Source organism: Embleya sp. NBC_00896 (assembly GCF_045207785.1).
Lineage (GTDB): Bacteria > Actinomycetota > Actinomycetes > Streptomycetales > Streptomycetaceae > Embleya.
This window is the reverse complement of the sequence record NZ_CP108776.1, coordinates 6,212,496-6,226,706: the sequence shown is the minus strand read 5'-3', so window position 1 is coordinate 6,226,706 and position 14,211 is coordinate 6,212,496. Positions and strand designations below refer to the sequence as shown.

Sequence of the window (14,211 nt, the reverse complement as noted above, 5' to 3'; positions counted from 1 at the left end):
TGGTACGCATGTCCACATGGCCGCGAGCCATCGGTAGCATCAGGCGGTGAACAAGGTCGTGAACGGACGGATCGTGGACCTCGAAGACGGCGGCGCCCCGCTCCTGGGCGAGCCGCTCCCGGTGGAGCTGGCCAACACGCGCTACGCCGTACGCGGCGTGCCGCACGAGGGGCTCGCCGAGCCCGAGCACCTCGCGGCCTGGCTGCGCGACGTCGCGCCCCGCCTGACGGCTCCGCCGCCGGAGGCCGCCCTCCTCGCGGTGCACGCCGAGGATCTGGCCGCGGCCCTGGACCTGCGCGAGTGCGTCCGCGCGCTGCTGACCGCCGCGATGACCGACACCACTCCGGCGACGGAGACGATCGACCGCCTCAACGCGCACACCCGGGCGGCGCCGCGATGGCGCGAACTCCACTGGCCCGCCGCGGCCACCACCCACAGCACGGCCGCGCCGATCGCCGCGGTCCTGGCCGAGCTCGCGACCGCCACGATCGACCTGCTCACCGGCCCCGACCGCGGTGACCTGAGGCCCTGTCAGGGCCCCGGCTGCATCCTGCACTTCGTCAAGAACAACCCCCGCCGCGAATGGTGCTCCGCGGCCTGCGGCAACCGCGCCCGAGTGGCCCGCCACTACCAGCGCACGAAGAACCCCGCGGAGGCTTAGGCCGGACGAGGACGCGCAAGCGCGGGAGGACCGGAGATAAGGGAAGCCCCTGAAGACCGGAATCCGTGCCTCCGGCAGAATCGGGCCGAATCCCAGCGAGAGGCTCCATTTCCCATGCGCGTTTCCCGGTCTTCCGGCGTCGTCTCCCCTGCCCGCGCCGGCCGTCGCCGTGCCCTCGCGCGATCGTCCGCGGCGGTCGTCTCCGCCCTGGTCGCCTCGACACTGCTCACCGGGTGTCTCGGCGACAAGAAGGACGACAAGTCGTCGGACGCCCCCGCGTCGAAGTCACCCGTGATCACGATGCCGCCGGCGCCGACGCTCCCGGCCAAGGTCGACCCGTCCGCGTCGAACGCCCCCGGTGGCGGCGCCGCCACCCCGTCGGGCGCGTCGACCCCCCGCAAGGGCCAGGTCAAGCTGGTCAAGCTCAAGAAGGGCGACTGCATCAACGAGGACGGCGTGGAGGTCGACATCGTCTCGTGCACGACCCCGCACAAGGCCGAGGTCATCGACGTGTTCGTGCTTCCGAACACGATGTCCCCGACGAGCATGACCTTCCAGGACGACACCGGCAAGAAGTGCACCGAGCTGATCACCCCCACGGCCGCCCGCAACAGCGCCCTCCCGCTCTCCAAACTCACCTACCGGCCCACGCCCGGCAGTTGGATCGACGAGAACGACCGGGAACTGACCTGCCTGCTCACGCGCGTGGACAAGGTTCCGCTGACGGCGCCGCTCAAGTAGGGCCGAACTCGCCGGACGCGCCGAAGTCACCGAAATCCACTCGCCGAACGCACCGGACGCACTCGGGCGAAAAAAGTTACCCCCGGGTTAACCCCAGGGTCTCCCATCGGGGCTGACGGACCGTCAGGATGGGCGCTTGGCATTCGCGCCGCTCGATCCCTCCCGATCGCCCGATCCGTCCTGGAGGACCCACCGCATGTCTCCTCTCTCCCGTCGCGGCTTTCTCGGTGCGGCCGCCGCGTCCGGTGCCGGGCTCGCCGTCGCCTCGGGCCTCTCGCCCGCCGTCCGGGAGGCGGCGGCGGCCACCGCCGGTGCGTCCGGCACGCTCGACGACGTCGAGCACGTGGTGATCCTGATGCAGGAGAACCGGTCGTTCGACCACTACTTCGGGACGCTGCGCGGCGTGCGCGGCTACGGGGACCGGTCGCTCGTGCGCTTCGCCGGCAGCGGTGACGTGCTGCACCAGCGACTCCTGGGCACGGCCGGCGGGAGCACGCTGCTGCCGTGGCACCTGGACACCGCGACCAGCAACGCACAGCAGGTCCCCGGCCTGGACCACTCGTGGGGCGGCGGGCACAGCGCCTGGGCCAACGGCCAGTACAGCAACTGGGTCCCGGCCAAGTCGTGGCTGACCATGGGCTACTACAAGCGCCGCGACATCCCTTACCAGTTCGCACTGGCCGACGCGTTCACCGTCTGCGACCAGTACTTCTCGTCCGCGATGGCCTCGACCAACCCGAACCGGCTCTACCTGTGGACCGGCACCGTCGACCCCGCGGGCAGCGCCGGCGGCCCGGTCGTGGACAACAGCGAGCCGGGCTTCCGCTGGACCACCTACCCCGAACGGCTCGAAGCCGCCGGCGTCTCGTGGCGGGTGTACCAGCAGGAGGACAACTACGACGACAACGCGCTCGCGTGGTTCGACAACTTCCGCACCGCGCCCCAGAGTTCACCGCTGTACGTGAACGGCATGGCACGCCGCGGCCCCAAGGCGTTCGCCGACGACGTCGCGGCCGGCGCGCTGCCCGCAGTGAGCTGGATCGTGGCGCCGACGGAGGAATCCGAGCACCCGAACTACGCGCCCGCCAAGGGCGCGCACTTCACCGCGTCCTACGTCCTCGACGCGCTCGCGGCGCACCCCGAGGTGTGGGCCAAGACCGTCGTGCTGCTCAACTACGACGAGAACGACGGCTTCTACGACCACGTCGTACCGCCCACCGCCCCCACCGGCACGCCCGACGAGTTCGTGAACGGCGCCCCGATCGGCCTCGGCCCGCGCGTACCGATGATCGTGATCTCCCCGTGGAGCCGCGGCGGCCGGGTCTGCTCGGAGGTCTTCGACCACACCTCCGTGCTGCGCTTCCTGGAGAACTGGACCGGCGTGCGCGAGGAGAACATCTCCGCGTGGCGGCGCACCGTCTGCGGGGACCTGATGAGCGCGTTCGCGTTCACCGACAAGGACGTCTCCTTCCCCACGCTGCCCGACACCCGCGTGCTGCTGGACGAACTGGCCCGGCAGAAGTGGAAGTTGCCGCCGCTGATCCCGCCGCTGGCCCAGCAGCAGCCGGTCCAGGAGAGCGGCGAGCGGCCCGCGCTGCCGATCGACTACCGCTTCGCCACCACCTCGCGCACCGAGGCCGACAAGGGCCTGCTGTGGATCGAGGTGGCGAACACCGGCCGCCTGGGCGCGGGCTTCTCGATGTACACCGTCAACCACCGCCAATTCGGCGCCTGGCAGTACACCGTGCCGGCCGGCGGCACCGTCGAGGACTTCTTCAGCGCGCAGGGCGTCAGCGGCGGCCCGTACGACATCGACGTGCACGGGCCGGACGGCTACCTGCGCGGCTTCAAGGGCGACGTACGCACCTGGACGAACGCCGCCAAGGCACACCCCGAGGCGGCCTCCGTCGACCTGCCCGGTCGCCGACTCGAGATCACCCTCGGCAACGCCGGCGGCGCGCCGGCGACGTTCACGGTGCGCGGCGCGGGCGCCGACCGCACGGTCACCGTCGCCCCCGGCGCGAACAGCCGGGAGACCGTGGACGCCCAGTCGACCGGGCACTACGACGTCACGGTCACCGCCGACACCGGCGACGGCTTCGCCCGCCGCTTCGCAGGGCGCCTGTACCACTAGGGCGTGCCCTAGAGCCGCGCCGGCAACGGCGCCGGGCAGTCCACCACCGGCCCCGCCGCGATCCCTCACGGGATCCGGCGGGGCCGTCCGCGTTCGCGACACACCACCGCCAAGCCCTACCTCTTTTGCGTCGCGCGATGGCCCGATCTCCGTCGATTCACCCGTTCGAGGGGCATGTGCTCCGGACGCCCGATCCGGCCCATTCATCCGCGTAGCCTGGCGCCCGCGACGGTGGTTCCCGCTACTCCACGAGGGCGCTCGCCCCCACCCCACGAGGGCCACCCGAGCACCCCGGCCGACGATCACACCACCGCGGCCGAGTCCGCAGGACAACCGCACGACCACCGCAAAAAACACCCGTTCGATTCATTCCGACAATTCCGAGGATGCCGATGGTTCTCGCTGGATCGTCCCCCGGAGGCCGACGGCTGGCCCTCGTGTGGGTCCTCCCTCTCCTGGTGACCGCCGCATGCGCGGTCGCGGCCGTGGCCGCGGTCTCCGATCAGGCCCGCCCGGCGGTCGCCCTGTGCGGTGGACTCGCGACCGTCGCCGTCGCCGTGTGCGCCGCCGAGGCAGGCCGACGCGGGCGCACGATCGCCCAACTGCACGCGCAACTCCAGCAACAGCAGATCGGCCTCAAGCGCCGGCTCGCCGCGCAGGAAGCGGAGACGATCCGGCTGGCCGAGGAGCTGCTGCCGGAAGCGGTCGGCCGCCTGCAACACGGCGAGCCCGTACCGGAGGTCATGCGCAAGGTCGCCCCGCACCCCGACGACCCCACCGAGTTCGCGGTCGCCCACCGCAATGTGATCCGCTCGGTCATCGAGACCGTCAGCGCCGAAGAGGACATGCGCGAGTCCACCCAGCGCGCGTTCGTCAACATCGCCCGCCGCGTCCAGGCCACGATCCACCAACAGGCCCAGGACATGCGGGACATGGAGGACCGCCACGGCGACGACCCCGTCGTCTTCCGCGACCTCCTGCACCTGGACCACGGCAACGCCCTGATCGGCCGGATGGCCGACAGCATCGCCGTGCTCGGCGGCTCTCGCCCCGGCCGGCAGTGGGAAACCGACATCGGCATGTACAGCGTGCTGCGCGGCGCGATGTCGCGGATCCTGGACTACCGCCGGGTCAAGCTGCACTCCGTCGTCGAGGTCGCGGTCATTTCCCAGCACGTCGAACCGCTGATCCACGCGATCGCCGAGCTCCTCGACAACGCCACCCGCTACTCGCCGCCGTCGACCACCGTGCACCTGAGCACGACCGAGGTACAGACCGGCATCGCGGTCGAGATCGAGGACGCCGGCGTCGGCCTCAGCGAGGAGGCCCGCCGCCGCGCCGAGCGCATCCTGTCCCTGGAGGGCGACGCGCTCAACCTCGACGACCTCGGCGAGACCCCGCGCCTGGGCCTGACCGTCGTGGCCCGGCTGGCCCAGGCGAACGGCTTCAAGGTCATGCTCCGCCCCTCGGCGTACTCGGGCGTGCGCGCCGTCGTGGTCATCCCGCAGAACCAGATCACCCCGAACGTGCCGCCGATGTACCCGATGCCGGAGCACCTGCAACATCTGGACGAACTCCCGTCCCTGCACGACATGATGACGGACGCCCCCATCGTGACCGAGCACGGCGCGAACGGGCTGCCGCAGCGCCGCCGGCGCAGCCTCGGCACCATCCCCCGAGCCGCGGCGCCGCGCGGCGAACACCGCGCGCCCGCCCCGAAGCCCCCGGTCTCCTCGGGATTCGACGACCCGCCGCCGGGGCTCGGCCTGGACGCGTTCCTGAGTGGGATCAACGGCGAACCACCTCCCAACGAACGGCGATCCGGCACCGGTGACGATTCGTGGGACAACGGGGGATATCGATGACGACGGGGTACCGACCGAACATGGACTGGATGCTCGCCGACCTGGCCAAGAGCGTGCCTTTCACGCGCTACATCGTGCTGCTGTCCGCGGACGGTCTGCGGATGGCACAGCACAACACGGCGGCCGACACCGCCGACCGACTCGCCGCCGCGTGCGCGGGCCTGCAGAGCCTCGCGGCGGCCATCGCGTCGGAATTCCCCAAGGGCGACGGGCGGATGCGCCTGGTCGTGATCGAGGTGAACGGCGGCTACTTCTACATGATGGCCGCCGGCGCCGGCGCCTACCTCGCGGTGCTCGCCGACGGCGAGGTCGACACCGGCCTGCTCGGCCACCGCATGCGCGATCTGGTGATCCGGATCGGCGAACATCTAACCAGTCCGCCCCGCCGCGACGGGGCCTTTCCGTGAGTGTGCCAAGGCGCGCACGGCGCGATCCGCACCCCGAGCGGCTGTACATGGTCGGGGAGAATCCGGACGGCGGGCGGCGGTTGGACCTGGTCACCCTGTTCGTCGCACGTCACGAACCGATGCGCGGTATGGCCCCCGAGACGGCCTCGATTCTGCGGATGTGCGAACAGCCGTTGTCGATGGCGGAGATCTCGGCGCACATGCGCCTGCCGTCCAGCGTGCTGACGATGGTGCTGGCCGACATGGTGGCCGCCGGCCACCTCGAGGACCGCGCGCCGATCCCGGCCGCGTCGTTGCCCGACATCGATCTTCTCAAGGCGGTGATGCATGGACTACAGAAGCTCTGAGGCCCTCCCCGGGCCCCGCACCGAGGACATGCTGCCCGCGACGGCCGCCGCCGCGGTCAAGGTCGTGATCGTCGGCGGCTTCGGGGTCGGCAAGACCACCCTGGTCGGCGCGGTCAGCGAGATCCGGCCGCTCACCACCGAGGAGACGATGACCCAGGCGAGCGTCGGCATCGACGACCTCGCGGGCATCGAGGCCAAGACCACCACGACCGTGGCGATGGACTTCGGCCGGATCAGCCTCAACGAGCGCCTCGTGCTCTACATGTTCGGCACCCCCGGCCAGGAACGCTTCTGGTTCCTGTGGAACGGGCTGTTCGACGGCGCGCTCGGCGCCGTGGTCCTGGTCGACACCCGCCGGCTCGAAGTGTGCTTCGACGTCATGGGCCGCCTGGAGGACCGCGGTGTGCCGTTCGTCGTCGCGGTCAACACCTTCCCCGAGTCGCCGGTCCACTCCATGGACGAACTGCGCGCCGCGCTCGACCTCGACGACACCGTGCCCATGGTCCACTGCGATGCCCGCAACCGCGGCTCCTGCCGGGACGTGCTGATGGCGCTCACGCAATACCTCTACACGCTGACCACGAACCGGGAGACGCAATGACCGCTCCTCCCCCCGTTCCGCCGCCCGGTTGCCCCGCGCACGCGGGCGCCACGGCAACCGAGGGCATCACGAGGTTGTACGGCCCGGAGACCATCGCCGACCCGTCGGCCACCTACGAGCGACTGCGCGCCGAGTACGGCTCGGTCGCGCCGATCCTGGTCGACGGCGACTTCCCGGGCTGGCTGGTTCTGGGTTACCGGGAGAACCTCGAGGTCATGCGCACCCCGAGCCGGTTCTCCCGGGACGCGCGCAACTGGCGCGACTGGCGCGAGGGCCGGATCCCGCCGGACGCCGCCATCCTGCCGATCCTGGAGTACCGCCCGGACTGCGTCTCCACCGACGGCGCCGAACACCAGCGGCTGCGCTCGGTGGTCACCGAGAGCCTGGACCGCTTCGACCGACGCGGCATCCGCAAGCACGTCCAGCGGCTCGCGCACGAACTGATCGACAAGATCGCGGCGGACGGCCACGCCGACCTGGTGGCGCAGTTCGCGCAGCAACTGCCGATGCTCGTGATCGCCCAGCTGTACGGTCTGCCCGACGAGATGGGCTCACGCCTGGTCGAGGCCAGCGCCGAGATTATGACGATGAGCGAACGCGCCCTGGAATCCAACGAGTTCATCCTCCAGACGCTGCGCGACCTGGCCGACCGCAAGCGCGTCGAGCCGGCCGCCGACTTCCCGTCCTGGCTGATCGAGCACCCGAACAAGCTGACCGAGGACGAGGTCCTGCACCACTTGCGGTTGGTCATGATCGCGGCGAACGAGCTGACGATCGCGCTGATCTCGAACACGCTGCGGGTGGTCCTGACCGACGACCGCTTCGCGGCCTCGCTGGCCGGCGCGCGACTGAGCCTCCCGGACGCGGTCGAGCAAGTACTGTGGGACGAACCACCGTTGTGGGTCATTCCGGGTCGATGGGCGCTGGTCGACACCGAGTTGGGTGGACGCCGGATCAAGGCCGGCGACCTGCTGGTCCTGGGCGTCATGGCCGGCAACGTCGACCCGCAGATCCGGACCGACCTCACCGTGCCGGTCCACAACAACCGCGCGCACCTGGCCTTCAGCGGCGGCGCGCATCTGTGCCCGGGCCAGGACATCGGCCGGGCGATCACCGACACCGCGATCGACACGCTGAACAGCCGACTGCCGGACATCCGCCTCGCGCATCCGGACCGGCCGCCGGCCTGGCATGCGGCGAGCTGGGCCCGGTATCTGACCTCGCTGCCGGTCGAGTTCACCCCGGTACCGCTCGTCCACCCCACCGAGTGGGTCCGCCCCGCGCGCCCCGAGCGCCCGGTGTCACGCGAGGAACCCGTCGAGCCGCTGCCCGTCGGCTGGTGGTCGCGCTTCGCGACCTGGCTGTTCGGCTGACCTTCGACCCGGTCCTGCCGGACCGGGCGGGGTCGGGTTCGATCTGGGTCGCGCTCGATCCTGGTCGGGTTCGATCCGGTGTCGCATGCCGTGCCGGGGTCGAGTCCCGTGCCGGAGAAGGCGGTTCGGGTCCGATGACTCGGGGGCGTGGGTTTCCGCGGTGATCTTCCGGGACCGCGCGTCGGCCGGGCGGTACCACCGCTCGGCCGACGTGTCCGCCCGCCGCTCAGCCCTTGGCGGTGATCACCCGCAGGAGTTCGCCGATCGCCTGCGCCGTCGCCTCGCGAGCGAGGGTCAGCGCGGGGCGCGGGTCGGCCTTGTCGGGGGTGGCGGTCAGACGTTCGCGCAGCGTTCCCGTGTAGGCGATGTTCAGCGCGGTGCCGACGTTGATCTTCGTCATTCCGGCGGCGACCGCGCGGCGCAGCTCGTCGTCGGGTACGCCCGACGAGCCGTGCAGCACCAGCGGCACATCGACGGCCGCGCGCAGCCGGGCGATCAGGTCGTGGTCGAGCGTGGCCGTCCGGTCGAGCATGGCGTGGCTGCTGCCGACGGCGACCGCCAGCGCGTCGACCCCGGTGGCGCGGACGTACGCGGCGGCCTCGTCCGGATCGGTCCGCGCACCCGGCGCGTGCGCGTCGAGCGCGGGGTGGCCGGGCTTGCCGCCGACCTCGCCCAATTCGGCCTCCAGCGTGATGCCGCGCTCGTGCGCCCACGCGACGGCGTCGGCCGTGGCCGCCACGTTCTCCGCGTACGCCAACCGCGACGCGTCGAACATGACCGAGCTGATCCCGGTCCCCTCGGCCGCCACCAACAGGTCGACCGACTCGACGTGGTCGAGGTGCAGCGCCACCGGTACGGTCGCCTCCTCGGCCAGCGCCCGACACGCGGCCGCGAGCGGCCCGAGCCGGCCGCGCCGGAACTTCACCGCGTTCTCACTGATCGCCACCACGACCGGCGATCCGGCTCGCTCCGCCGCGATGATCACGGCCTCGGCGTGTTCGAGCGTGATCACGTTGAAGGCGGCCGTACCGACCCCGTCCGCGCGCGCGGCGTCGGTCAGTTTCCCGGTCGTGGTCAAGGACATGTCGAATCTCCTCCTGGACGATCAAGGGCGATCAAGGGCGATCAAGAAAGCCTGGGGTCTGTGGGCGCGGGCGCCGCCACCCGCTCCACGGCCACGCGCGGCGCCCACTCCCGGTACAACGCGCCGTCCACGTCACCCGCGGCCGGCGCCGCCACCGCCGCCGCCGACAGGGCGACCGCGTCGCGCAGCCGGTCCGGCCAGGGGTGCCCTCGGCGAGCCCCCGGGCCAGCGCCGCGACCGCCGCGTCGCCCGCGCCCGTGGCGTTGCCGTGTACGGAGCCCGGCGGCCGGGCTCGCCACCAAACACCGTCGGTGCCGGCCAGCATGCCGTCCGGGCCGAACGAGGCGACCACCGTCCCACCGCGCGCGTCCCGTACCAGTCGGGCCACCGCGCGCAGCGGATCGGCCTCACCCGTCGCCGCGAGCAACTCGTCCGCGTTCGGCTTGATCACGTCGGGCCCGGCCGCGACACCGGCCACCAGCGCCGGTCCCGAGGCGTCCAGCAGGACCGGTACGCCGGCACCCCGCGCGAGGGTCACCAGCTCCGCGCAGCCGGCCGCCGGCACTCCCGGCGGGAGGCTGCCCGAGAGCACCAACACCGAGGCGTGCGGGAGCAGTTCGCGCACCGCCGCGACCAGCGCGGCCCATTCGTCGGCGGTCCGCGCGGCCCCCTGCTCGTTGAACGAGGTCGCGCCGCCCGACGTGCTCTCCACGATCGTCGTGGTGCTGCGCGTCTCGCCCGCCACCGGCACCACCGTCAGCGCGATGTCCGCCGCCGCGAGGTCGGCCCGCAGCCGCTCCCCGGTGGCGCCCCCGAGCGGAGCCACCGCCGCGACGGGGACGCCGAGCGAGCGCAGCACGCGCGCGACGTTGATCCCTTTGCCGCCGGCCCGCCCGGCGACCGACACCGGCCGGTTCGCGCCGTGCCATGCCACCCGCTCGACGTGGTAGGTGAGATCCCACGCCGGATTCGGCGTCACCGTCACGATCACGACGCGTCCAGCACCACGGACCTGGTGAGGTGCCGCGGCTCGTCCGGGTTGAGCCCGCGGCTCTCCGCGATCGCGACCGCGAGCTTCTGGACCCGGATCAACTCGGCCATCGGATCCAGCGCACCGGCCACGAACGTCCCGCCGGTGGCGCCGACCTGGTCGGCGAGGCCCTCCGGTACCGGCCCGAACAACCACGTGATCCGGTTCGGCGCGGCGATGCTGATCGGCCCGTGCCGGTACTCCATCGCCGGGTAGCTCTCGGTCCACGCGCACGCGGCCTCGCGCATCTTCAGCGCGGCCTCCGCGGCGAGACCGGCCGACCACCCGGACCCCAGGAAGGTGAACTGCTCGGCACCGACCAGCGCCGGCTCGGGCACCCACGCGACCGCCGTCTCGGCGTCCCGCACGGCCGCGGCCAGGTCCTCGCCGAGGTGCGCGCGCAGCAGGGCGAGCGCCGACGTCGCGAACCGGGTCTGCACGACCGACTGCTCGTCCGCGAAGTCGAGCATCACGATCTCGTCCGCCGCGTCCACGATCGGCGTGCCCGGCGCACCGGTGATCGCGGTCGTCGCGACCGTGCCGCGGATGTCCGCCAGCAGCCGCAGTACCTCGGTGGTGGTGCCGGACCGGGTCAGCGCGACCACCCGGTCGTAGTCGCGTACGCCGGGGAACTCCGACGCCGCGAACGCGTCGGTGATCCCGAGGCCGGCCCGCTCGCGCAACACCGCGTAGGCCTGCCCGATGAACCACGACGTCCCACACCCGACGATCGCGACCCGCTCCCCTTCCTTGGGCAACCCCACAGCGCCGTCCGCCATCGCGGCGGCCCGGACCCACGACTCGGGCTGAGTGGCGATCTCGACAGAGGTGTGACTCACAGTCCCCATGGCACTCCCGGCTCGTCCGACGATGCGCGTTGCTGCGCTCGCATGCTTGAAACTATTCATTTGATAGCAGTTTCAAGCATGAATGAGCAATACCACCACCACCCCCACGCCCGATCCACCCACATTCACCCCAAAAACCCCACCCACACTCGCCCCCCAACCCACCAGCCACCCAAGTCCAAACCCCCAGCCGCAACCCCTCAGCCCGTCCGGCGCTTGAGGACAACGGCACCAGGCCAACCCAGCCCGTCCGGCGCTTGAGGACAACCGCATCAGGCCAACCCAGCCCGTCCGGCGCTTGAGGACAACCGCATCAGGCCAACCCAGCCCGTCCGGCGCTTGAGGACAACCGCATCAGGCCAACCCAGCCCGTCCGGCGCTTGAGGACAACCGCATCAGGCCAACCCAGCCCGTCCGGCGCTTGAGGACACCCAGCCCGTCCGGCGCTTGAGGACAACCCGGCTCCCGCTATGGATCTTGCGCGCCGCGCACGGTACGCATGGCGCACCCCCAAGCCCCAAGGACCCCCATGCCCCCCAACGACAACCGCACCGCATGGCAACCATTCCTCGACGACCTGCACCAACGCCGATCCACCTCCCAAGCCATGGGCGGCCCCAAGAAACTCGCCCACCACCAATCCGGCCCAAAGGGCCGACTGCACGCGCGCAACCGAGTCGCCGCCCTCCTCGACCCCGGCTCCTTCACCGAACTGGGCACCCTCGCCGGAGGCCCGGACACCCCCGCCGACGCGTTCGTCGCCGGCTCCGGCCTGATCGACGCCCGCCCCGTATTCGTCGGCGCCGAGGACTTCACCGTCCAGGGCGGCTCCATCGGCCCCGGCGCCGCCGCCAAGCGATCCCGGCTCGCCCGCCTCGCCCGCCAGGAACGCGCACCACTCGTCACCATGCTCGAAGGCGCGGGCCACCGAGCCACCAACGCCCTCTCGGCACACACCGCTTCACCGAACGACCTCCAGGCCCTCGCCGACCTCGCCGGCCTGGTCCCCACCGTCGCGATCGTGCACGGCCCATCCGCCGGACACGGCGCCCTCACCGCCCCGCTGTCCGATTTCGTGATCATGGTGGAAGGCACCGGAGCGCTCTTCACGGCGGGCCCACCCCTGGTCGCCGCCGCGACCGGCGAGCGCGTCGACAAGCACACCCTCGGCGGCAGCCAGGTGCACTGCGTACTCAGCGGCGTCGCCCACAACACCGCCCCCGACGACGCGGCCGCGCTCCGCCTGGCCCGCCGCTACCTCTCCTACCTCCCCTCCCACGCCTGGCAGTCGCCGCCATACGCGGGCCCCGAGTCCGGAAACCCGGACACCGCGCCACGCCGCACCGACGCGCTCCTAGACCTGATCCCGCCCGACGCCCGCCGCCCCTACGACATTCGGGCCGTACTCGACGAGGTCTTCGACGCCCACACGGTCATGGAGCTACAACCCGCGCACGGCGCGTCGATCGTCACCGCGCTGGCCCGTCTCGGCGGCCACGCCGTCGCGGTACTCGCGAATCAACCCGCCGTCCGCGCCGGCACCATCGACGCGGACGCCGCCGACAAGGCCGCCCGGTTCGTCCAGATCGCGGGCGCCTTCCACCTGCCCGTGGTCTTCCTCGCCGACAACCCCGGCGTCATGGCCGGCACCGCGTCCGAACAGGCCGGCATCCTGCGCGCGGCCGCCCGCCTGTTCGCGGCCCAGCACCGGCTGCGCGTACCGAAGTTGCACGTGACCCTGCGCAAGGCGTTCGGCTTCGGCAGTTCCGTGATGGCGATGAACCCGTTCGACGCGCAGACCGTGTCGTACGCCCTCCCCGGTGTCACCCTCGGCGGCATCCCGGCCGCCGCCGGCGCGGCCACCGCCAAGCAGGACGAGGACACCACGCGCCGACTGACCGCGAACGAGGCGAGCGGCCCATGGCGCTCGGCGAACGCGCTCTCGTACGACGACGTGATCGCCCCGCCCGAACTGCGCGACGCGCTGCTCGGCGGCCTGACCCGCGCCCGCGGCCGGCTGACCGGCCCGGCCCGCCCGCACCGGCACGCGGGATACCTGCCCTAGGTTCGCCACATGGATGGTTTGGGTGACCTGCTGCGCGGGATCAGGGCCGACGGAGCGTTGTTCGACCGGCGAGGCCCCGAAGCGCTCGCCCGCCCCGTCTGCGAGGCCGTCGCCCACCCCGCAGTCGATCCCCTCGACCCGAGCGCGCCCGGCCCACACTCCCCGTGACCACCCGGCCGACCGGTCCCGCCTCGATTCGCCCGCCGAATATCCGCCCCGGACCCCGGGCCCCGGGAATCCGTGCGGCCTCTCGATCGGGTCCGGCTAATCGATCTCGGCGCTCCGCTCTTCGCCCGCCGAATGGATTAACGAAATACACCCGCGCCGCACCCCGAACTCACCCCGGGTTCACTCCGAATCGACTTCGAGTCCACCCTCGAAACGATCTCGTCGAAGACAACCCGCGGGCACATAAACCAGCCGGCCGACGATCCGAAAACGCGGCCGGTATCCGGCAAATGAGGGAATCCGAATCCGGCCGTTCCCCGGGCGTGTCCGATGTCGCTCGTATTACCGCCCGGCGCCGGCCCGGTAATGCCACCGATCGTTTTACGATCACCCGCCCGCCGAGCACCGGCCCGCGGATCGCCCGCCCCGCCCGGCCGCCCACCCACCGCCGGCGGCGGCCCGTCGGCACCCTCGGGCCACACCGGTCACCCGCCCCGTGCGTAACACGTCGGAGGGCGGGCACTCTCTAGACAGGCCCCGGAACGCGCAACCGACCCGATGCCCGACCCCGATCCGAACCCATCGCGAAAAAATCCGACCCCTCGTCGGCAGCGCTCGGATATCGTCGGTCCTTGGTCGCAGTCGGCCCGTCAGGCCCGGAAACCCGGGCCCACCGGCGTGACAGCGCACCATCGCGAGGACATCCCGCACACTGGGGAACCACCCGTGTGAAGCCCCCGCGGACCGACGTGACCCAGGTCACCCTCGCGGAGGCGTAACACTTTTGCCGATCGGAGCGATGCCTTGAGTGGCGCCGGCAGCGCCGACGGATCCGGTCCCGCGGATGCGTCATCGATTCGGTGTAGTTGCGGCGCCGCAGCATGCCC

The 14,211-nt window shown here is 71.7% G+C and carries 12 protein-coding genes and 1 pseudogene; 10 read left to right on the top strand and 3 right to left on the bottom strand.

The window, feature by feature from the left end; genetic code table 11:
- Nucleotides 1-46: 46 nt before the first annotated feature.
- The 8 genes from OG928_RS28245 (at nucleotide 47) to OG928_RS28210 (ending at nucleotide 8,129) form a co-directional block, all read left to right on the top strand.
- Nucleotides 47-661: a CGNR zinc finger domain-containing protein gene (locus OG928_RS28245; protein ID WP_406288814.1), complete on the top strand. Its 615-nt coding sequence runs from the start codon at nucleotides 47-49 to the stop codon at nucleotides 659-661.
- Between the two features lie 114 nt (nucleotides 662-775).
- Nucleotides 776-1,402 (top strand): septum formation family protein, encoded by a 627-nt coding sequence (locus tag OG928_RS28240; protein WP_406288812.1) that lies wholly within the window; start codon nucleotides 776-778, stop codon nucleotides 1,400-1,402.
- Between the two features lie 196 nt (nucleotides 1,403-1,598).
- Nucleotides 1,599-3,536, top strand: a complete 1,938-nt coding sequence (locus tag OG928_RS28235) for a phosphocholine-specific phospholipase C (RefSeq protein ID WP_406288810.1) — start codon at nucleotides 1,599-1,601, stop codon at nucleotides 3,534-3,536.
- A 392-nt stretch (nucleotides 3,537-3,928) separates the two neighbouring features.
- A complete protein-coding gene (locus tag OG928_RS28230; RefSeq protein ID WP_406288808.1) occupies nucleotides 3,929-5,401 on the top strand; it encodes a sensor histidine kinase in 1,473 nt (490 codons plus the stop codon).
- Nucleotides 5,402-5,421: 20 nt separating this feature from the next.
- Nucleotides 5,422-5,808, top strand: a complete 387-nt coding sequence (locus OG928_RS28225; RefSeq protein WP_406288807.1) for a roadblock/LC7 domain-containing protein — start codon at nucleotides 5,422-5,424, stop codon at nucleotides 5,806-5,808.
- Complete coding sequence (locus OG928_RS28220; protein WP_406288805.1) at nucleotides 5,805-6,155, top strand: DUF742 domain-containing protein; 351 nt, start codon at nucleotides 5,805-5,807, stop codon at nucleotides 6,153-6,155. Before OG928_RS28225 ends, OG928_RS28220 begins: the two co-directional genes overlap by 4 nt.
- Nucleotides 6,136-6,756 carry a GTP-binding protein gene (locus OG928_RS28215; RefSeq protein ID WP_406288803.1) on the top strand — a complete coding sequence of 207 codons (621 nt, stop codon included), beginning with the start codon at nucleotides 6,136-6,138 and terminating at the stop codon, nucleotides 6,754-6,756. The genes OG928_RS28220 and OG928_RS28215 overlap by 20 nt, the downstream gene beginning before the upstream one ends.
- Nucleotides 6,753-8,129, top strand: a complete 1,377-nt coding sequence (locus tag OG928_RS28210; RefSeq protein ID WP_406288802.1) for a cytochrome P450 — start codon at nucleotides 6,753-6,755, stop codon at nucleotides 8,127-8,129. Before OG928_RS28215 ends, OG928_RS28210 begins: the two co-directional genes overlap by 4 nt.
- 226 nt (nucleotides 8,130-8,355) lie before the next feature.
- On the opposite strand, the gene OG928_RS28205 is transcribed toward OG928_RS28210, so the two are convergent.
- The 3 genes and pseudogenes from OG928_RS28205 to OG928_RS28195 form a co-directional block, all read right to left on the bottom strand.
- Nucleotides 8,356-9,213 carry a ketose-bisphosphate aldolase gene (locus OG928_RS28205; protein ID WP_406288799.1) on the bottom strand — a complete coding sequence of 286 codons (858 nt, stop codon included), beginning with the start codon at nucleotides 9,211-9,213 and terminating at the stop codon, nucleotides 8,356-8,358.
- 41 nt (nucleotides 9,214-9,254) lie between these two features.
- Nucleotides 9,255-10,204: pseudogene (locus OG928_RS28200) on the bottom strand (1-phosphofructokinase family hexose kinase).
- Nucleotides 10,201-11,091: an SIS domain-containing protein gene (locus tag OG928_RS28195; RefSeq protein ID WP_406288797.1), complete on the bottom strand. Its 891-nt coding sequence runs from the start codon at nucleotides 11,089-11,091 to the stop codon at nucleotides 10,201-10,203. Before OG928_RS28195 ends, OG928_RS28200 begins: the two are co-directional and overlap by 4 nt.
- Before the next feature lie 529 nt (nucleotides 11,092-11,620).
- Here OG928_RS28195 and OG928_RS28190 point away from each other — a divergent pair.
- Together OG928_RS28190 and OG928_RS28185 are read left to right on the top strand one after the other, a co-directional pair.
- A complete protein-coding gene (locus tag OG928_RS28190; RefSeq protein WP_406288795.1) occupies nucleotides 11,621-13,156 on the top strand; it encodes an acyl-CoA carboxylase subunit beta in 1,536 nt (511 codons plus the stop codon).
- A gap of 9 nt (nucleotides 13,157-13,165) precedes the next feature.
- Complete coding sequence (locus OG928_RS28185; RefSeq protein ID WP_406288792.1) at nucleotides 13,166-13,324, top strand: hypothetical protein; 159 nt, start codon at nucleotides 13,166-13,168, stop codon at nucleotides 13,322-13,324.
- Nucleotides 13,325-14,211 lie beyond the last annotated feature (887 nt).